Source organism: Streptomyces sp. NPDC031474 (assembly GCF_055581185.1).
The window spans coordinates 82,204-100,748 of record NZ_JBVIJX010000022.1; the positions used below are offsets into that span (position 1 = coordinate 82,204).

Here is an 18,545-nt window from a genome sequence, read left to right on the forward strand (position 1 = left end):
GTGCGGACGAAAGGTTCAGACGTTCGGGAGCGGGTCGATCGGTCGGTCGGACACGGCGAACGCCGCGAAGTCGGCGTACTGCGCACGCACCGTCGCCCAGCTCGGGTCGCTGCCGCCGAAGAAGGTCGAGAAGAGCACTCCGTCGATGCCGAGCCGTTCGCTGGTACGGAATTCCAGTCCGCCCTGGCTCAGCACCTGCCGCCCGTCGACGTGGACGGTCACGTTTCCGTCCAGGCGGCCCGGTCGGTTGAGGCGTACGGCCTGTTCGACGCACACCCAGCGGCCGACCGGCCAGGCCCAGGAGCCACGGCCGAGCGAGGTGCCGTGGGCGACCGACGTCGGCAGATAGGCGTAGACCTCGGCGGCGCCGTGCGCGCGCCACATGTAGCGGGTGGACAGTCCGTTGTCGCCGTCGGGAATACGGCGGCCGCTCGTCACCGTCCCGCCGTACAGCCCGGGCAGCTTGCCACCCTTGACGAAGTCGAAGTCCTCCGGGAACCGCACGTAGTAACGAAGGTGCAGGAAGTCGACGGGGCCGGTCACCAGGGCGAGGTAGAGCTGCGCTCCTCCCTGGGGCCGGTCGTACTCTCGCGCCACGCTCGGGCTGGCGGAGCGGGCCGGGTAGTGCACCCGCAGCAGCCGGCCCAACGCGGGGTTGCTGTCCGGCAGCAGCTGGACGCGGGAGAGGCCGAACGAACCGCCTGAACGTGCCGTGAGACGGGGGCCGAAGAACCGGGCCAGGGCTGCCGGGTCCACGCTCGGCGGGGTGGCCGAGCCGACGGAGGGTCCCGGGGAGTCGGACGTGCCGCTCCCCGGGCCGGAGGAGCAGGCGGCGAGCCCCGCACCGAGCGTGGTGACCCCCAGGGCCGTGATGAACTGCCGTCTGCGCACTGCCGTTACTCCCGTCGCCCGGTCTACCGGACTGTCGGTTTCTGTGATCTCTGCCGGTATCCGTTGATCTCTATTGGTGTCTGTTGGTCTCTGTTGGATCTCTGTCGATCTCTGTCGAGCTGTGGGTCAGGTCCTCGTACGCCGTCCGCTAACCCGCGCTGACGACCTGGTAGTCCACCTCCTGCGTCGTGCTCGGCGCCGTGTGCAGGGTGAGGGTGCCGGCGGCGGAGGCCGTGCCGGTGGCGAGCGTGGTGCCGCCCGCGGTCAGCGCGTAGCTCGCGCCCGGGGTCAGCCCGGTGGCGGTGAAGGCGAGGTCGGTTCCGGCGGTACCGGGCGCGACCAGGACCTCGTAGGCTCCGGCCCCGGTGGGCACGCGGCCCTTGGCGGTGCCGCTCGCGGGGACCACCGCGACCGACTGCGGGGTGACGGTCACCTGGGAGGTGCCGACGGTCGCCGCGGTCAGCGTCGCCGTGCTGCCGACCCCCGAGGAGCCGAGGGCGGTGGTGACGGCCGGGTAGCCGCTCGCCTTGTAGACGGTGCCGGCGGAGCCGGTGAACGTCGCCGAGCTGACCGAGTCCACCGACGCCTTCGTGGACTGCTTGACGTCCTTGAACGTGATGCTGCCCGGTGTGGTCGAGTCGCCCTTCACCGAGTACGTCAGCGACGTGGGGACGGTGTTGCCGGAGAACACGGTCCCCGTGCTCCACTGGGTGAGCACACCGGAGGAGAACACACCGCTGAACGTGTTGCCGGTGAAGACCGTCCCGTCGGTCTGGTTCAGCTTCACCACGTTGCTGGAGGTCGTGTCGAAGGTGTTGCCGGTGAAGACGAGGTTGCTCGGCCGACCGGTGCTGTTGGTGTAGGCCGGGATGTCCGAGCCCTGGTAGGTGAAGACCGCGTACTGGCTGCTGTTCGTCACCGTGTTGCCGGTCGTGGTGATGTTCCTCGAGCCGACGCTGTAGCGCAGCCCGTACTCCGCGCCGGTGACGGTGTTGTTGCGGATGGTGTCGCCGCTGCTGTCGAAGACCGCGATGCCGGAGCCGTTGGGCTGGTCGTGGACGTAGTTGTTCTCGATGACGCTGTCGGTGACCCCGCGGTGGATCATGATGCCGTGGACCTGGTTGTCCGACGGGTCGTCGTCACCGGTCGGGACGTACGGCGGAATGCCGTTGTGGTCGACCTCGTTGTACGCGATCTCCAGGTGGTCACAGCGCTGCGAGCAGATGATCCCGTGGTCACCGTTGTCGTGCGAGTGGTTGTGCGTGATCGTCAGGTAGTCGGAGTCGTCGTGCGGGTCGAGCCCGTACATGACGTTGTGGTCGTACTCGTTGCCGGTGAAGGCCATGCCGTACGCGTCGAACGTGTACGTGCCCATGAAGTTGTCGTGGAACCGGGTGTTCGTCTCGGACCCGTAGACGTTCAGCGCCGCGCACACGTCGAGGTGGGTGGAGTCGCAGCCGCGGCCCTTGTAGGACACGCCGTAGCTCTCGGCGGCGTGCGAGCCGAGGTAGCCGATGTCGCTGTTCTTGATGTCCATCCGCGACTCGCGCGGTGTGCCGTCGGTGTCCAGGTACGACAGCGCCCGGATGAAGGCGCGCGCCCGTGAGCCGGAGGCGGCGTTCGCGGGCAGGTAGGGGTCGGTGTCCGGGGCGCCGGTGGCATCGTCCCAGGACGTGATGTGCGTGGAGTCGATGTCGATGTCGCCGTACTGCGCGGTGATGGAGCTGACATGGGTGGCGGCGTTGTCGGACAGGCTGCGCAGCCGCAGGGTGTTGACGTCGCCGCCGACCGATGTGCCGTGCAGGTTGAGAGTGGCGCCGTTCTGGACGACCAGGTCCGCACTCAGTTCCCAGGTGTTGGTGCCGGGGTCCGTCTCCACCAGCGGCGCGGACGGGCAGAGGGCGTCTATGTCCGACAGGCTTGCGGTGCCCGAGGTCAGGTAGATGGTGTTGGTGCTGCTGGCGTACCGGACCTGGCCGGAGCACGAGGCGGCCTGGGCCGCCGGCGCTCCGAACAGCACGACGGGGCCGGTCAGCAGTCCGAGGACGCTGAGGGAAACGGCAAGGCGCCGGGGGGAACGGCCCTCGCGGGCATCCCTCCTGGCCGACCGGGTGAAGAGGACCGGCGGAAGGCCGACCCGAGCCCGTCCGGCTGGGGCGGCCAGGGCGGCTAGGGCGGTCGAGCCCGCCAGGGCGGTCGGGGCTACCGGGACGGCCGGGACCGCCGGGGCGGTCGGGGTGACCGGGACGGCCGGGGCGGCCGGGCCTGGTCTGAGTGGCTGGTCGTTCATGCGAGGCTCCTGACACGTCCCCCGCTGTTCGGCACTGAAGTGCGGGGGCGCTGTTTGCGGTGAGGACGGGCGGCGCTCGTTCCGGAGAGTTCTCCGGCCGTCCTGTGATGTGCGCCGTATCCGATTGGGTGGTGCGGTTGTCCGCCGGCGGTGGACCGTCGCCCGGCCGGGGGCCTACGTCGGGCCCCGGGAGGCGTCCGACGGGCTTCCGGGGGGCGTACGTCGGCCCCCCTCCGGGGGGTAGGTCGGCTGCCACGCCGGAGACCCTTCGGCGGTGCGGAGCCGATGGCGTCACCCGCGGACCGATGCCTCTCGGCCCCCGGGTCGGCCCGTCCCTCAGGTCATGCGGTGTTCGTCACGTGGGCCGCCACCCGGGGTCGCGGTGTCCCGCGGTGGCGGACCTGGTGGATGGTCTGGAACATGACCGTGAGGGTGAGCGCGACCAGCGCCGCGAACCCGAGCCACGGGAACGGCGGCAGGGTCACCTCCGTGTGCCCGAGCCGCTTGATCGTGCCCTTCCCGGAGAGGGCTCTGGGAGCTCTCACCCGCGAGTCCTCGATGCTGATCCACGCACCCGCGTCCGCCTGGATGCCCTTGCGCTCGGCGAGGATGTCCAGGCCCTGACCGCGTGCGTGCACGTCGGCGGCCAGATGCAGTCCCCGTTCGGCACTACTGACGGTCAGCTTCTCCAGCCGGGCGGAGGCAGCGAGGTCGACCGCCGTGACGGCACCTGAGACCGATCCGCCGGTGACCACCAGGCCCTCGGACGCGGAGGCCAGGCCCTTGCGCGAGGTGCCGCTGATCCGAACGTCGGTCAGGACGACGTCCTTGGTGCTGGCCGAGGCGGTGACTCCCACCCGGCCGCCGCGGACCACCACGGAGCTCAACGCGACGTTGCGGGCCCGCCCGTAGACCTTGACGCCGGTGCCGGCGACGGCGACGGTGGTCCCGTCCACCCGGACGCCGGGACCGCCGATCGCGATGCCCCGGTCGAAGCCGCTGATCGTGCCGCCGGTGACGGCGCCACCGGCGATGTCCGCGGCGAACGCCACCCCGGAGCCGTCCCCGCCGCCGGTGAGCCGGGCATCGTGCACGGTCACCCGAGCGCCCGGGCCGGAGACGCCGATCGCGGAGGGCGCACCGTCCACCACGGCCCTGTCGAGGGTGCAGGAGACGCAGGAGACCAGCCGCACACCGCCGCCGGCATCGCGGTGCGAGGCCGTTGCCGTGAGGGTCAGGCCACGCTGGGGGGTGGCCTTGATTCCGGCACCGTGGTTGTCGCTGGTGGTGACGCCGGACAGACTGCGCAGGTCGGTGCCGCCGACGGTCACACCGTTGCCGCCGCTGCCCTCGACGGTCAGCCCCCGTACGGTCGTGCCCCGGTCGCCCTTCAGCACGACGCCGTCCTGGACGGAATCCTTGACGGTGACCTTGTCGAGAGCCACCCCGGTCGATCCGCTCAGTCGCAGGCCGGTGCGGCCCCCCTGGAACGTCGAGCCGGTGGCCGAGCCGGTGGCGGCCCGGCCCCAGGAGACTCCGGCCTCCTGGGCCGGGGCGCCTGCTCCCCGGCCGAAGCCGATCACCTTCGCGCCCTTGATCGACATGTTGCCCCCCGCACCCATGGCGAGGTACGGACGTCCGGCCATTTCCACGGGGGCCGGGTCGGTCCCGTCCGCGGCCGCGGACGCGAGGGTGACATCGTGGATGTCGAGGGTGGCCCGGCTCCCTCTGATCCAGGTGCCGGAAGCGGCGGTCTTCCCGGCGGTCATCAGCACGTTGGGGGTGCGGCTGCCCATCCGCAGGGTGGTGCCGGGGGTGAGCAGCACGGCCGAGTCGATCCGCACGGTCCTCGACGCGCCCGTCTTCGCCGGCAGGTAACCGACCCACCCGCGGCCGGCGTTGGCGGCCAGCCAGCTGAGCGGGAGCGGTCCGTACGCCGGGTACAGCCGTCGCACCACGGAGCCGTGACTGACCAGTGCGACAGTGCCGGGCCTGACCACCATCAGCCGGTCCGGGCGTCCGCTGCGCTGCCAGGCGGCGACGTCCGGGTCGCCCCCGGTGGCACCGGCGGCGTGAGCGGCGGGCGCGACGGCGGCCAGCAGGGCGGTCGCGGCGAGGGCGGCGCGTACGACGCGGGTGAGATGCCTCATGCCGCGACCTCCGCTTCGGCGGGCTGCGCGGTCCTGACGACGACGCCGTTCTCCACCGACACCTGCCTCGTCAGCCAGCGCTGCTTGCGGATGGTGGCGAGCGCGCAGAGCTTGACGATCGCCATCATGAACGAGACCAGGACGAAGCCGGGCACCAGGAAGAACGACGAGGGCTTGCGCACCAGGTGCGGAAGGATCTTCATCGACCGGCTCACCCACCACCAGCCGGCCAGGCAGGCGACGAAGAACCAGTCCTGCCGGATGATCGCCCAGGTCATGAAGAACGGCGAGAACAGCAGGGTGAAACTGCTGACCCCCTTGTCGATCATGGTGAAGGCGAGGAAGGGGTGCCGCCAGACCCAGCGGCTCGACAGCGCCCTCACATCGGAGCGCCAGGTGTTGCGGGCCCAGCGCAGCCGCTGCTTGAGGAAGATCCGCAGCGTGCCGGGGAAGGTCGACCAGACACGGGCGGAGCGCTGCATGTAGGTGAGGTGACCGCGCTCCAGTATCAGAGTGGTCAGCCGCTTGTCGTCGCCCGACATACAGGGGACGCCCCAGAACGTCTCCGCCATGAAGTCGTCGGATATCTCCAGCAGCAGCTCGCGGCGGTACACGGCGGTGCGCCCGGACAGGCACGAGACAGCGCGGCCCATGACGGTCTGCGCGGCGTTCTCGTCGAAGTACCGGTAGTCCAGGAACATGTCGTTGACCCGCTGCAGGAAGCCCTTGGGGTTGTACACGTTCTGCCGGGTCCCCACCCCGCCGATCCTGGGGTCGGCGAAGGGCTTGCAGACCTCCTGGGCGACGTCGTCCGCCCAGATGGTGTCGGAGTCGACCAGCGCCACCAGGTCGGTGGAGCACTCCTCCCACCCCTTGCGCAGGGCGTCGCGCTTGCCGGGCACGTCGGTGATGACGACGGTCACCGGGTAGCGCGCCGCGATCTCCTGACAGGCCTGGTCGGTGACGTCGATGACCAGGACGACCTCGTCCACCCCGTTCGCCAGCCACGACTCGATCGCGTGGGCGAAGATCTCCGGGTCTTCCTGGTACACCGGCACGACGATGCTGAGCGGAAGGGAGTGGTCGTTCGTCACGGACCGGTAGAGGGCCGCAGGCGCGCGCCGCGCGAGCCAGCAGCCCCAGCGGACCAGCCCGAGTATGCCCAGCGGCAGGTAGACGAGGTAGTACCGGAAGTCCAGCAAGGTGGTGTCGAATAGTCCGCTCATGAGCCTGTTCTCGTTGAGTCCACAGGTGTGTGACAGCCTCCGCCGCCACGCCGGCCGTTCGGCGCGGCGCGGCAGCGGAGTGAAATACCCGGCGGCCGGAATCCGGCCCGGGAGAGGCCCGGGAAGGGCCCGGGGAACGCCCAGGGCCGACCCGGGCAGGATCGTTCCGGGCCGGGGAACCGCCCGGGATCAGGCGGGGAGAATCGTTTCGGCCCGGGGAAGGTTCGGGAAATCATCCGGGGATCCACCCGGGAACCAACCACCCCGGAACCACCCGGGTTCGCCCCGCGTTCGACCCGGTTCGCCCCGCGTTCGACCCGGTTTCGCCCCGGCTTCGACTCGGGTTCGCCCCGGGCAGGATCGTTTCTGCCCGTGCCGGCCGCCTGACTAGCTAGCTAGGCGGTCAGGGCCTCGGCCTCCAACTCGGCCACCTCGGCGAGCTTGTCGTTCACGGCGACGACCGCCTGCAGCAGCGGCATGTCGACGCCGATCGACGCGGCGAGGCCGAGGAATCCCTGGGTGTCCTTCGGCAGGCAGACACCGCCGTACGGGGCGCCGCCCCGGATGCCGTAGTGCGGGTTGTAGGAGGCCTCCGCCGAGCGGGCGACGGTCTGCGCGATCGGGTCGAGGTCGATACCGAGGTGCTGACCCACCAGCCACATCTCGTTCCAGAAGCTGATCTTCGTGGCGTTGTAGATGTTGTGGGCGCACTTGACGAACTCCGCCTCGGCGGGGTTCGAGAAGACGCGTGTCTCGCCGCCGAAGGGCGCCAGCAGCTCGCCCAGTCGCTCCCGGGTGCGTACGCTGCGCGAGGCGATGACGGTCATCCACGGGTGGCGGAAGTCCTCGACCGCTGTGGCCGCACGGAGGAACTCCGGGTTGCTGGCGAGCGAGAAGCCCTCGCCGATGCTTTTGCCGGAGTGCTTCTCCAGCAGCGGCTGCACGAGGCCCTCGGCCGTACCCGGCGGGACCGTGGACCGGACCACGACGACGGGCCTGCCCGAGGCGTCGGCCAGCGCCTTACCCACGGAGGCGGTGCCCGCCTCGAACGCGGACAGGTCGTACTGGTGGCCGACGTTGGGCGTGGGAAGCGTGAGGAAGATGAACGCGTCCGGCTCGGCGCTGAGGTCGAGTTCGGCACGCGCGTCCAGCCCCTCGGAACGCAGGTGATCCAGGCGCTGCTGCGCCACGTCGATGAAGGTCACCTGGTGTCCGGCGTTGACGAACCCCTTGCCAGTGGCTGTTCCGACGACACCGGAACCGACGATGAAGATTCTGGCCATTTGAATCAGTCTCCTGTTCGGATTCGGGTGCGGGCGGGCACGCCGAATACGGAAGCGGAATGCAGTATTCCGACGGCTGGGAAAGTGGACGCCAAACCGCGCGGAATTACGATGGGTCGACCCCCGTAGCTGCGCCTGAGCACAGCTCACCGTGGAGTCACCGAAAGTGCGGCCGGCGCTGACACCACTCCCCTGTGGCATGCGGCCGGCAGCGCGACGGCGCAAGAAGACGCCGTCGGCAAACCCCCCAAACCCCCTGTTCAGTGCTGCGCCAAGTGACGACACCCCCCACTTGGCGCCTGTCGCTATAAGTCAGACAGTAGGAAGTTATACATGGGATCCACACATCGATGGAGATTCGGCTGTTAACGACTCATGTCGGAAGAGTAAAGATCACGCCATACGAGAACGCATACGGCATATGCCAGGACCCGTGCAACAAACCCGCGACCCGCGCCGGTAGTAACGCTCCGCGAAAATCAGAAGAAGGGGGGCGGTAGAGCGTAATTACATGGCCTTTACACCCCTACACACGATGTTTACGGCGGGAGGTCGAGCTTGACGGCCGCGATCCGGACCAGCGTGTCGGCGCCGACGCGCAGCCGCTCGCCCGATTCGAGGTCGGTCGCGTCGATCCCGTCACCCAACTCCGGGCCCCAGAAGGGGAGCTGTCGACCGCGGTGACCTCGGCGGTCTTGGAGCCCTTCTGCTTCGCAGCGCGCCGTGCCCGCACCGCCCGCTCCGCGCTCTCGAAGCACCCCACGTCCGCTTGATCCCGCTGAAGGCCGGCGCAATCGGGACGGCGTCCATCCCTACCGGCCCGTGGACGGGTTGTACTCAATCGCCCCCCGATACACCAGCCCCGACCGCGCTTCGTCGTCGCCGGTTTGGAACACGGTGTGCGCAAGGAGTCGCCAGGTTCGCAGCCCGACCCTCACCCCACGGGTCCCTTTCCAGCCGTCCACGCGATCACGTCGTCGTCGAGACGAACCTCGCCCAAGGGCGGCCCGCCGAAGACGACTTACGCCGCCTGCAACTCGCGCCACACCAACACCACACCAGCTTGTCCCGATGCCGGCGCGGCGAAGCGGGCCGGTGCGTGGCGGGCAATTGGTGGGTATGGGCCATCTCGCGGCCAGGGGCCCGGGGCGAGCGAGCCGGCGACGGCCCGAACCCGCCAATCGACGAGCTTGTGCGAGGTTCGCGGCGCGGTCGAGCTACGCCGCCTTCAACTCGCACCACACCAACTTGCCCCGATGCCCCATGCGGGACAGCGGCTGCCAGTGCCAGAGGTCGGAACAGTCCCGGACGAGAGCCATGCCCCGCCCGCTCTCGGCGTCGTCGCCGAGTTCCTCCAACCTGCTTGGCGGCTCGGGGGGTTCGGGGTCGGCGTCCCACGCCCCGATCTCCAGGACACTGTCCAGGAAACGGATACGCAGACATCCCGGCCCCTTGGTGTGCAGGACGACGTTGGACATCAACTCCGAGGCGAGCAGCTCCGCAGTGTCGGCAAGGTGGACGAGTCCGTGGAGGGTGAAGATGAGACGGAGGGTGCGACGACAGACGGTGACGGCGCGGGGGTCGGTGGGGATGTAGAGGGAGTACTCCCAGCGGTCGGGGGCGGTTTCGGGCATGGGGCAGCTCCAAGTGGGGGGTGGTGGGATTCAGCGCGCGGTGGCATGCCTCAGCCGTCCCGGCAGGACGGAGCGGTGCGCTTCCGCAGCGTGTGCGGTGCGTCACTGACGGTAGACCTAGATTTCCAGGTCTAGCAAGCCGATCGCGTAATCTTGCCCCCGAACGAGTCCCGTCCTGGCGGGCGTTGGGAGGAGCAGACGATGGGGTTGAGGCAGGAACCAACGGCACGTCAGGTGCGGCTGGCGGTCGAGCTACGGCGGCTTCGCGAAGCCGCCGGCCTCACCGGGCGCGAAGCAGCAGCCCTGCTCGGGGTCAGTTCCACCCAGATCAACCAGATCGAATACGGCCACACAGGTGTGAGTGAGAAGCGGCTGCGCAGTCTGGCCGCCCATTACTCGTGCGCCGACCAGGAGTTGGTGGACGCCTTGGTCGCGATGGCGACCGACCGTACGCGGGGCTGGTGGGAGCAGTACCGAGGTCGGCTGCCGGCGTCGTTCCTCGACATCGCCGAGCTGGAGCACCATGCGACGCACCGCCGCGACGTGGAGTCCCTGAACATCCCCGGCCTGCTCCAGACGGAGGCCTACGCACACGCCGTCTTCTCGTACCGAGTGCCTGAACTCCCGAACACGGACACCGAACTGCGGGTCGAGCACCGGATGCGACGGCGAGCTGTCATCGAGGGCCCTGCGGCCATCCCCTACGAGGCGGTGATCCACGAGGCCGCACTGCGCATCAGGGTCGGCGACCGGGCAGCCGCACGCGCCCAGCTCACCCGCGTCCTGGAAATCTCCGACGCAGACCACGTCACCGTACGGGTCGTCCCCTTCGACCTCGACGGCTTCGCAGGGGCGTGGAGCACGATGATGTACGCGGGCGGCGCCGTGCCCAAACTGGACACAGTCGTACGCGACGCACCTCACGGCACAGGGTTCGTCGACTCCGAAGCCCAACTCGCAGCGTTTCGAACGCTCTTCCGTAAAGTGGAGGCCGCGTCACTCGATCCCGAACGCTCGCGTGACCTCATCCACCGACTCGCGAAGGAACTGTGAGGCGCTCCATGGCCGCTCCCGACAACTGGCAGAAGTCGTCCTTCTCCGGCGGCGGCGACGGCAACAACTGCCTCGAACTCGCCTCGCCCCCTGCCACCCCTCACCTCCATCTCCACCTCCGCGAAAGCGACACCCCCGCCACGATCCTCACCACCACCCCCACCACCGTCGCCCACCTCATCGCAGGCATACGCACTGACTCCCTGAAAGTGGGCCAGACCCAGCTGTGAGCCTCGAGAACGACAGGTGCCTGGTCGTCCGGGCGGGAGGCTTGCTGTTCTCGGAGCCTCCATCTGACCTGGGGCATCCACGACCGGGCGCCGTCCGAGGACTGGCACTTCGAAACCACCACGGTGCACGCGGCAGGCGAGGACATGCGCACCCTTGCCGCCGAGACGCACGCGTTCCTCAGGAGTGTGGCGAAACAGCCATTCGTCCACAGGTCGACGAAGGGAGTGTGAGGCACCCGATGAACACGCCCAGCGGCTGGCAGAAGTCGTCCTTCTCCGGCGGCGGCGAAGGCAACGACTGCTCCCATCCATAGATCTTGACCATTGCCCAGCTGAGCAGGGTCAGGACAGCCACGCCTGCCACGTGGGCTCGTGGCTGTTCACCCACTTCTTCGCCGCCTCCTCCGGGGTCAGTTTCTGGTCGGCGATCATCAGGGAGACCTCGTTCTGGTCCTCCGTCGTCCACTTGAACTTCTTCAGGAACGCGGCCGCCTTGCCGCCGTCCTTCGCGAAGTCCGCGTTGAGGTACTTCTCCAGCGGGGTGTGCGGGTAGCCGCAGGCCACCTTCGCCGGGTCGGCGTCGCAGCCCTCCTTGTACGCGGGGAGCTTCACCTCCGTCATCGGGACCTTCTTGAACAGCCACTGCGGGGCGTACCAGTAGGTCAGGAAGGGCTTCTTCGCCTTGGCGAACTGGCGGATCTGGGTGATCTGCGCCGCCTCCGAACCGGCGAACACGACCTGGTAGTCGAGCTTCAGGTTGTCGACCAGGGCCTTGTCGTTGGTGACGTAGGACGGGGAGCCGTCCATCAGCTGGCCCTTGCCGCCGCTCTCAGCGGTGCGGAACAGGGACGCGTACTTGTCGAGGTTCTTCCAGTTCGTGATGTCGGGGTGCTGTTTGACGAGGTACGTCGGCACGAACCAGCCGATGTGCCCGGTGACGCCGAGGTCGCCGCCGCGGGCGATCGTCTTCTTGTCGTCGACGTACCGCTTCTCCTGGTCGGGGTGGCCCCAGTCCTCCAGGATCGCGTCGACCCGGCCCTGGCTGAGCGCGTCCCAGGCGGGGATCTCGTCGACCTGGACGGTGTCGACGCGGTAGCCGAGCTTGTGTTCGAGGAGGTACTGGGCGACGGCTACGTTGGACTGCGCGCCCACCCAGGACTGGACCGACAGGGTCACGGTCTTCGCGCCCTGCGCGTTGGCGAAGGGGGAGGCCTGCTTGGTCATGTCGGCGGCGCCGCAGCCGGACAGCAGCAGCGCCGAGGCGCCGGCCACGGCGGCCGTCGTCGTCATACGCGTAGTCATACGCGTACGCATGCGCATACGAATCCGCATGTCACGCTCCCTTCTTCGCACGGCGTTCCGTCGGCTGCGTCACCCGGTCGAGCATCAGGCCGAGGCAGACGATCGCGGCGCCGGCCACCAGACCGGTCGCGAGGTCGCCCTGGGCGAGCCCGAAGACGGCGTCGTAGCCGAGCGCGCCGCCACCGACCAGACCGCCGATGACGACGACGGCGAGGACGAGGACCACGCCCTGGTTCACGGCGAGCAGCAACGCGGGCCGGGCCAGCGGAAGTTGGACCTGACGGAGCTGTTGCGTGCCGGTCGCGCCGAGGGAGCGGGCCGACTCCATCGCCGCCTGGTCGACCTGCCGCAGGCCCTGCGCGGTGATCCGGACGACGGCGGGCAGCGCGTAGACGACGGCCGCCGCGACGGCGGGTGCGCGGCCGACGCCGAACAGCGCGACGACCGGGATCAGGTACACGAACTGCGGCATCGTCTGGAACACGTCCAGGACGGGACGCAGCAGCCGCTCGAAGCGGTCGCTGCGGGCGGCGGCGACGCCGATCGCGAAGCCCAGGACGAGGGTGACGGCGACGGCGGCCAGCACCTGGGACAGGGTGTCCAGGGACGGCTCCCACACGCCGAGCACACCGGTCGCGGCGAGCGCGAGGACGGCGGTCAGCGCGGTGCGCCAGGTGCCGATCGGCCAGGCGATCGCGGCGACCAGCAGCAGCACCGCCCACCAGGGCAGCCCCTGCAGGCCGTCCCGGACGGGGTCGAGGACCCAGGTGGTGAAGTGGCCGGCCCAGTCGGCGGTGCCGCCGACGACGGGCACCCCGGAGTAGAGGTGGTCGGTCATCCAGCCGACGGCGTCGTTGACCGGGGCGGCGATGGTCACCGTCCAGGCGTCGGGCCAGTCGAGCCGGCCGACCGCGCGTCCGGCGAGGGCCACGGCCACGGCGGCGGCCGCCGCGTAGGCCCAGGTGGTCCACCGGGCGGGTGCGTCGTCGCCGCCCTGTCCGGCGGCGGCCGTGACGCGGTCCAGGACGACCGCGAGCAGCACGATCGGGATGCCGGCGGCGAGGGCCGCGCCCACGTCGACGGAGGCCAGCGCCTGGTAGACGCGGTCGCCGAGGCCGCCCGCGCCGATCACCGACGCGATGACCGCCATCGACAGCGCCATCATGATCGTCTGGTTGAGGCCGAGGAGGAGTTCCCTGCGGGCCAGCGGGATCCGGGCGGTCAGCAGGCGTTGGCGTGCGGTCGCGCCCAGCGAGTCCACCGCCTCCAGGACCTCCTTGTCGGCGCCGCGCAGACCGAGCGCGGTGAGCCGGGCCATGGGCGGGGCGGCGTAGACGACGGTGGCCAGGACGGCCGCCGGGACGCCGATGCCGAAGACCAGCACGACCGGGAGGAGGTACGCGAACGCGGGCAGCACCTGCATGGTGTCCAGGACCGGGCGCAGGGCGCGGTCGAGGCGCTCGGAGAGACCGCCGGCCAGACCGAGCAGCGCGCCCACGACGACCGAGGCGAGGACGGCTACGACCATCAGGGCGAGCGTCTGCATCGTCGGCACCCACATGCCGAGCAGGCCGCAGGCCAGGAACGCGGCCGCCGTGCCGAGCGCGAGGCGCACGCCGGCGACGCGCCAGGCGATCAGCGCGCCCGCCGCGGTGACGCCCGCCCAGCCTGCGCCGAGCAGGAGGAGGTAGACGGCGCGTACGGAGAGGACCACTCCGTTGCTGACGTGGCCGAGGAAGTAGAGGAACAGGGGGTGGCTGTCCCGGTTGTCGATGATCCAGTCGCTGGTGCTGGTGAGGGGCTTGGTGAGGTCGACGGTGAGCGATGCGGGCCAGCTGCCGCTGGACCAGCGGGCGTTGGCCAGCGGGACGAGGATCGCGGCGGCCAGGGCGAGGATGAGGAGCTTGCGGGCGGCCTGGTGTTTGAGGAAGCCGGGCAGGGCGAGTCGGGGGGTGGAAAAGGTGACCGTTGCCATCAGACGGCCTCCGTGCCGGTGCTCGGGGGCTGAGGCGCTTGGCCGCGCTTAACGGGTGCCGCTTGCTTGGGGACGGGCGCCGGGACGGGCGCCGCGCCGGCCGGCATGGCGTCGTCAGCCGTGTCGGTGGCAGGGGTGGGCGTGAGTGCGGGTGTGGGCGTGGGTGTGGGTGTGGGTGACGTTCCGGCGACCACTGCCAGGAGGGTGTCCGAGTCGACCATGCCCAGGCAGCGGCCTGCGTTCATGACGCGGGCCGGAGTGCCTGCCCGGGCCACCGCCTCGATGGCCTGGGAGACCGTCGCGGCCGGGGACACCGCCGGGCCGCTGCCCGCCTCCCCCGCGGACGCGGGCCGCATGGCCGTGCGGACCGTCAGTACCTGCTCGCGCGGTACGTCGCGGACGAACTCGCGGACGTAGTCGTCGGCCGGGGAGCCCACGATCTCCTCGGGGGTGCCCAACTGCACCACGCGGCCGTCGCGCATGAGGGCGATGCGGTCGCCCAGTTTCAGCGCCTCGCTGAGGTCGTGCGTGATGAAGACCATCGTGCGGCCCTCCTCGCGGTGCAGCCGGACGACCTCCTCCTGCATGTCGCGCCGGATGAGCGGGTCGAGCGCGCTGAACGGCTCGTCGAAGAGGAGGACCTCCGGGTCGACGGCCAGCGCCCGGGCCAGGCCGACGCGTTGCCGCTGGCCGCCGGAGAGCTGGGCGGGCCTGCGCTGTTCCATGCCGTCGAGGCCGACCTTCTCGACGACCTCCTTCGCGCGCGCCCGCCGCTCGGCACGCCCCATGCCCTGGATCTCCAGGCCGTACGCCACGTTGTCGAGGACGGTGCGGTGCGGGAGCAGGCCGAAGTGCTGGAAGACCATGGCGGCGCGGTGCCGGCGCAGTTCGCGCAGCCGGGTGCGGTCCATCGCGCGGACGTCCTCGCCGTCGACGGCGATCGTGCCGGCCGTCGGCTCGATCAGCCGGGTCAGACAGCGCACGAGGGTGGACTTGCCGGAGCCGGACAGGCCCATCACGACGAAGACCTCGCCCTTGCGGACGTCGAAGGAGACGTCCCGGACGGCGGCCGTGCAGCCGGTGCGGGAGCGCAGCTCGGCGGGGGCCAGCGAGGCCAGTTCGGGGTCGGCGGGGATCCGGTCGGCCTTGGGGCCGAAGACCTTCCACAGGCCGTCGACCGAGAAGACGGGGTCGTCGGCGCCCGTGGTGGGCGGCTTGCGGGTGGCGGGCGTGATCGTCATCGTGCATCGCCTCCGATCAGGTCTACGGCTTTCTCGCCTACCATCAGCACCCCGATCATCGGGTTGACGGCGGTCATGGTCGGGAACACGGACGCGTCGGCGATCCGCAGTCCGTCCAGTCCGCGCACCTTCAACTGCGGGTCGACGACGGCCTGTTCGTCGTCGACGGCGCCCATCCGGCAGGTGCCCGCCGGGTGGTACACGGTGTGGGCGACCTTGCGGGCGTACTCGCTCAGTTCCTCGTCGCCCGTGATGTGCGGGCCGGGGGCCACCTCGCGTTTGAGCCAGCCGGCCAGCGGCTCGGTCCTCGCGATCTCGCGGGCGATGCGGATGCCGTCGACGAGGGTGCGGCCGTCGTAGTCGTCCTCGTCGGTGAAGTAGCGGAAGTCGAGGGCGGGCTTCACGGCCGGGTCCGCGCTTTGCAGGTAGAGCCGTCCGCGGGACTTCGGCTTGGGGATGTTGGGGGTCATCGAGACTCCGTACGGCGGGCGTTCGTAGCCCAGTCGCTCCGGGTTGTCCGTGAAGGGGACCTGGTAGAAGTGGAACATCAGGTCGGGGCCCGCGTGGTCGGGGTCGCGGCGCACGAACAGGCCGGCGTCGGAGTCCATCGCGGAGTTCTCCGGTATCGGACCGTGGGTCTCCCAGACGATCACCGACTCGGGGTGGTCGAGGAGGTTCTCGCCGACGCCGGGCAGGTCGTGGACGACGGGGATGCCGAGGGCGTCCAGGTCGGCCTTGGGTCCGATGCCCGAGTGCAGGAGGAGCCGGGGCGAGTCGACGGCTCCCGCGCACAGCACGACCTCGCGCCGGGCCCGTACGAGGATCTCCTCGCCGTCCTTCGTGCGGACGTGCACGCCCTGTGCCCGGGAGCCGTCCAGCTCCAGCCGGTACGCCCAGGTCTCCAGCAGGATCGTCAGGTTGGGCCGCTCGTCGAGCACCGGGTGCAGGTAGGCCACCGACGCGCTGGAGCGCTTGTTGGTCTCGGGGTGGTAGGCGAGGTCGAAGAAGCCGACGCCGTCGGTGAAGGGCTTGCGGTTGAAGCCCTCGACGCGGGGTACCCCGACGGCCTGCTGCGCCGCTTCGACGAAGTCGCGGGCGATGGCGTTCCGGTCCTTCTCGTCGACCGGGACGATGTTGTTCAGCAGGCGGGCGTAGTAGGCCTCCATCGGGACCGCGCCCCAGCCCTGGGCGCCGGCCGCCTCCCACTCGTCGAAGTCGGAGGGCAGCGGCTTGAAGGCGATGAGCGTGTTGTGGGAGGAGCAGCCGCCGAGGACTCGGGCGCGGCTGTGCCGGATGTGGGAGTTGCCGCGCGGCTGCTCGGTGGTCGGGTAGTCGTAGTCGAGCTCTCCGCCGAGCAGGCCCATCCAGCGGCGCAGGGTGAGGACGTCGTCGCGGCCGACGTCGGTGGGGCCGCCCTCGATGACGGCGACGGTGGTGTCGGGGTTCTCGGTCAGCCGGGAGGCGATGACGGAACCGGCGGTTCCGCCTCCGATGACCACATAGTCGTAGACGTGGGGGTTCTCGGACATGGGGGGTACTCCAGGGAAATCTGAGCGATCTGAGCGATCCGAGCGGCCTGAGACATCTGAGCCGTCTAAGTCGTCTGAATGGCCTGAGCCGTCTGAATCGTCTGAGCCGTCTGGGGAGGGGTGGAGGGGGCTCAGCCTGCGAACCAGCGGACGGGCTTCGGTGCGAGGTTCTGGTAGACGTGCTTGGTCTCGCGGTATTCGGCGAGCCCGGCCGGACCCAGCTCGCGGCCGACCCCGCTCTTGCCGAAGCCGCCCCACTCCGCCTGCGGCAGGTAGGGATGGAAGTCGTTGATCCAGACGGTGCCGTGGCGCAGCCGCCCGGCGACCCGTCGTGCCCGGCCCGCGTCGGCGGTCCAGACGGCGCCCGCGAGGCCGTACTCGGTGTCGTTGGCGAGCGCGACGGCCTCGTCCTCGGTGCGGAAGGTCTCCACGGTGAGGACCGGCCCGAAGACCTCCTCCCGCACGACCCGCATCTCGCGGTGGCAGTGGTCAAGGACGGTGGGCTCGTAGAAGTAGCCGGACTCCGGGCGGTGCGGGGCGGGTTCGGGCCGCTCGCCGCCGCTGCGCAGCACCGCGCCCTCGGCGAGCGCGGAGGCGACGTACTCCTCGGTCTTGGCGCGCTGCTGCTCGGAGACGAGCGGCCCGCACTCGACGCCGTCCTCGGTGCCGCGGCCGAGCCTGATCCGGCCTGCCCTGCGGGCGAGTTCGGCGACGAAGCGGTCCCGCACCGATTCCTCGACGATGAGGCGGGAGCCCGCCGAGCAGACCTGGCCGCTGTGGATGAAGGCCGCGTTGAGGGCCTGGTCGACGGCGGTGTCGAAGGCCTCGGGGGTGGCGCAGGCGTCGGCGAAGACCACGTTGGGGTTCTTGCCGCCGAGTTCGAGGGCCACCTTCTTGACGGTCGGGGCGGCCGCCCGCGCGACCTTCGTGCCGCTGACCAGGCCGCCGGTGAAGGAGACGAGGTCGACGTCGGGATGCTCGGCGAGCCGGGAGCCGACGGTGTGCCCGGGACCGGTGACGATGCCCGCGACCCCGGCGGGCAGCCCGGCCTCGAGCAGCAGGTCGATCAGCGCGATGGTCGTCAGCGGGGTGATCTCGCTCGGCTTGACGACGAAGGTGTTGCCCGCGGCGAGGGCCGGGGCGATCTTCCAACTCGCCTGGAGCAGGGGGTAGTTCCAGGGGGTGATCAGCGCGCAGACGCCGACGGGTTCGTGGACGACGACACTGTGGACGTCGGCCGTGCCCGCGTCGACGACCCGGCCCGGGGCCTCGGAGGCGACGAGGCCGGCGAAGTAGCGGAAGGCGTCGGCGACGCAGTCGATGTCGACGCGGCCCTCTTCGAGCGTCTTGCCCGCGTCCCGGCTCTCCAGCAGGCCGAGTCGTTCGCGGTCGCGTATGAGGAGGTCGGCGACGCGGTGCAGCACGGCGGCGCGTTCCACGGCGGGGGTGAGGGGCCAGCCGCCCGCACCGCCGTCGAAGGCGGCACGGGCGGCCGCGACCGCCAGGTCGGTGTCCTTCTCGTCGCCCTCCGCCACCACGGCGAAGGGGCGGCCGTCCGCGGGGTCGAGGATCTCGCGGGTGGCGCCGGAGGCCGCTTCCAGCCACTCGCCGCCGATATGAATCGTCCGGTGCTCTCGCAGTTCCGGCTGTTCCGTCCTGTCGGCCATGATCGGTGTTGCCTTCCGTTCCTGTTCAGTCCCCCTGTGTCACCCGCTGGGCGCTCTCGGGGACCGCGATCGCC

General features: G+C 70.3%; 14 protein-coding genes. 3 read left to right on the forward strand and 11 right to left on the reverse strand.

All coding sequences use genetic code 11. The annotated features are described in order from the left end of the window. Positions 1–15: 15 nt before the first annotated feature. The 6 genes from ACZ5SK_RS38565 to ACZ5SK_RS38590 all read right to left on the reverse strand — a co-directional run bounded on the left by ACZ5SK_RS38565 (position 16) and on the right by ACZ5SK_RS38590 (position 9,474). Positions 16–891 (reverse strand): polysaccharide lyase, encoded by an 876-nt coding sequence (locus tag ACZ5SK_RS38565; protein ID WP_361707151.1) that lies wholly within the window; start codon positions 889–891, stop codon positions 16–18. A gap of 148 nt (positions 892–1,039) precedes the next feature. Continuing rightward, a complete protein-coding gene (locus ACZ5SK_RS38570) occupies positions 1,040–3,181 on the reverse strand; it encodes a right-handed parallel beta-helix repeat-containing protein (RefSeq protein ID WP_457494665.1) in 2,142 nt (713 codons plus the stop codon). Positions 3,182–3,522: 341 nt separating this feature from the next. Next, positions 3,523–5,331: a right-handed parallel beta-helix repeat-containing protein gene (locus ACZ5SK_RS38575; RefSeq protein WP_457494664.1), complete on the reverse strand. Its 1,809-nt coding sequence runs from the start codon at positions 5,329–5,331 to the stop codon at positions 3,523–3,525. Continuing rightward, on the reverse strand, positions 5,328–6,557 hold the full coding sequence (locus ACZ5SK_RS38580) for a glycosyltransferase (RefSeq protein WP_334577700.1): 1,230 nt from the start codon (positions 6,555–6,557) through the stop codon (positions 5,328–5,330). Before ACZ5SK_RS38580 ends, ACZ5SK_RS38575 begins: the two co-directional genes overlap by 4 nt. 395 nt (positions 6,558–6,952) lie before the next feature. Then, positions 6,953–7,840, reverse strand: a complete 888-nt coding sequence (locus tag ACZ5SK_RS38585) for a 2-dehydropantoate 2-reductase N-terminal domain-containing protein (protein WP_334577701.1) — start codon at positions 7,838–7,840, stop codon at positions 6,953–6,955. Positions 7,841–9,057: 1,217 nt separating this feature from the next. Further along, on the reverse strand, positions 9,058–9,474 hold the full coding sequence (locus ACZ5SK_RS38590; RefSeq protein WP_468577198.1) for an ATP-binding protein: 417 nt from the start codon (positions 9,472–9,474) through the stop codon (positions 9,058–9,060). Between the two features lie 201 nt (positions 9,475–9,675). Here ACZ5SK_RS38590 and ACZ5SK_RS38595 point away from each other — a divergent pair, with 201 nt between their 5' ends. The 3 genes from ACZ5SK_RS38595 (at position 9,676) to ACZ5SK_RS38605 (ending at position 10,988) form a co-directional block, all read left to right on the forward strand. Continuing rightward, a complete protein-coding gene (locus ACZ5SK_RS38595; RefSeq protein WP_468577201.1) occupies positions 9,676–10,527 on the forward strand; it encodes a helix-turn-helix domain-containing protein in 852 nt (283 codons plus the stop codon). Between the two features lie 8 nt (positions 10,528–10,535). Next, positions 10,536–10,757 carry a DUF397 domain-containing protein gene (locus ACZ5SK_RS38600; protein WP_334577704.1) on the forward strand — a complete coding sequence of 74 codons (222 nt, stop codon included), beginning with the start codon at positions 10,536–10,538 and terminating at the stop codon, positions 10,755–10,757. A 63-nt stretch (positions 10,758–10,820) separates the two neighbouring features. Next, on the forward strand, positions 10,821–10,988 hold the full coding sequence (locus ACZ5SK_RS38605; protein ID WP_468577249.1) for a DUF6228 family protein: 168 nt from the start codon (positions 10,821–10,823) through the stop codon (positions 10,986–10,988). Positions 10,989–11,099: 111 nt separating this feature from the next. On the opposite strand, the gene ACZ5SK_RS38610 is transcribed toward ACZ5SK_RS38605, so the two are convergent. The 5 genes from ACZ5SK_RS38610 to ACZ5SK_RS38630 all read right to left on the reverse strand — a co-directional run bounded on the left by ACZ5SK_RS38610 (position 11,100) and on the right by ACZ5SK_RS38630 (position 18,471). Continuing rightward, positions 11,100–12,047, reverse strand: a complete 948-nt coding sequence (locus ACZ5SK_RS38610) for an ABC transporter substrate-binding protein (RefSeq protein ID WP_334577705.1) — start codon at positions 12,045–12,047, stop codon at positions 11,100–11,102. Positions 12,048–12,090: 43 nt separating this feature from the next. Continuing rightward, the gene (locus ACZ5SK_RS38615) at positions 12,091–14,034 is read right to left on the reverse strand and encodes an ABC transporter permease (RefSeq protein WP_334577706.1); all 1,944 of its coding nucleotides are present in this window, start codon (positions 14,032–14,034) and stop codon (positions 12,091–12,093) included. Further along, complete coding sequence (locus tag ACZ5SK_RS38620) at positions 14,034–15,275, reverse strand: quaternary amine ABC transporter ATP-binding protein (RefSeq protein ID WP_468577205.1); 1,242 nt, start codon at positions 15,273–15,275, stop codon at positions 14,034–14,036. Before ACZ5SK_RS38620 ends, ACZ5SK_RS38615 begins: the two co-directional genes overlap by 1 nt. Continuing rightward, a complete protein-coding gene (locus ACZ5SK_RS38625; RefSeq protein ID WP_457494661.1) occupies positions 15,272–16,804 on the reverse strand; it encodes a GMC family oxidoreductase in 1,533 nt (510 codons plus the stop codon). The genes ACZ5SK_RS38620 and ACZ5SK_RS38625 overlap by 4 nt, the downstream gene beginning before the upstream one ends. A gap of 131 nt (positions 16,805–16,935) precedes the next feature. Continuing rightward, positions 16,936–18,471 (reverse strand): aldehyde dehydrogenase family protein, encoded by a 1,536-nt coding sequence (locus ACZ5SK_RS38630; protein WP_468577207.1) that lies wholly within the window; start codon positions 18,469–18,471, stop codon positions 16,936–16,938. Between the last annotated feature and the right edge of the window lie 74 nt (positions 18,472–18,545).

Excerpts from the sequence above, each read along its gene's own strand:
- ACZ5SK_RS38615 (WP_334577706.1), bottom strand. The coding sequence starts at position 14,034 with ATGGCAACGGTCACCTTTTCCACCCCCCGACTCGCCCTGCCCGGCTTC.
- ACZ5SK_RS38620 (WP_468577205.1), bottom strand. The coding sequence starts at position 15,275 with ATGACGATCACGCCCGCCACCCGCAAGCCGCCCACCACGGGCGCCGAC.
- ACZ5SK_RS38625 (WP_457494661.1), bottom strand. The coding sequence starts at position 16,804 with ATGTCCGAGAACCCCCACGTCTACGACTATGTGGTCATCGGAGGCGGA.
- ACZ5SK_RS38575 (WP_457494664.1), bottom strand. The coding sequence starts at position 5,331 with ATGAGGCATCTCACCCGCGTCGTACGCGCCGCCCTCGCCGCGACCGCC.
- ACZ5SK_RS38570 (WP_457494665.1), bottom strand. The coding sequence starts at position 3,181 with ATGAACGACCAGCCACTCAGACCAGGCCCGGCCGCCCCGGCCGTCCCG.
- ACZ5SK_RS38585 (WP_334577701.1), bottom strand. The coding sequence starts at position 7,840 with ATGGCCAGAATCTTCATCGTCGGTTCCGGTGTCGTCGGAACAGCCACT.
- ACZ5SK_RS38590 (WP_468577198.1), bottom strand. The coding sequence starts at position 9,474 with ATGCCCGAAACCGCCCCCGACCGCTGGGAGTACTCCCTCTACATCCCC.
- ACZ5SK_RS38630 (WP_468577207.1), bottom strand. The coding sequence starts at position 18,471 with ATGGCCGACAGGACGGAACAGCCGGAACTGCGAGAGCACCGGACGATT.
- ACZ5SK_RS38595 (WP_468577201.1), top strand. The coding sequence starts at position 9,676 with ATGGGGTTGAGGCAGGAACCAACGGCACGTCAGGTGCGGCTGGCGGTC.
- ACZ5SK_RS38610 (WP_334577705.1), bottom strand. The coding sequence starts at position 12,047 with ATGACGACGACGGCCGCCGTGGCCGGCGCCTCGGCGCTGCTGCTGTCC.
- ACZ5SK_RS38600 (WP_334577704.1), top strand. The coding sequence starts at position 10,536 with ATGGCCGCTCCCGACAACTGGCAGAAGTCGTCCTTCTCCGGCGGCGGC.
- ACZ5SK_RS38580 (WP_334577700.1), bottom strand. The coding sequence starts at position 6,557 with ATGAGCGGACTATTCGACACCACCTTGCTGGACTTCCGGTACTACCTC.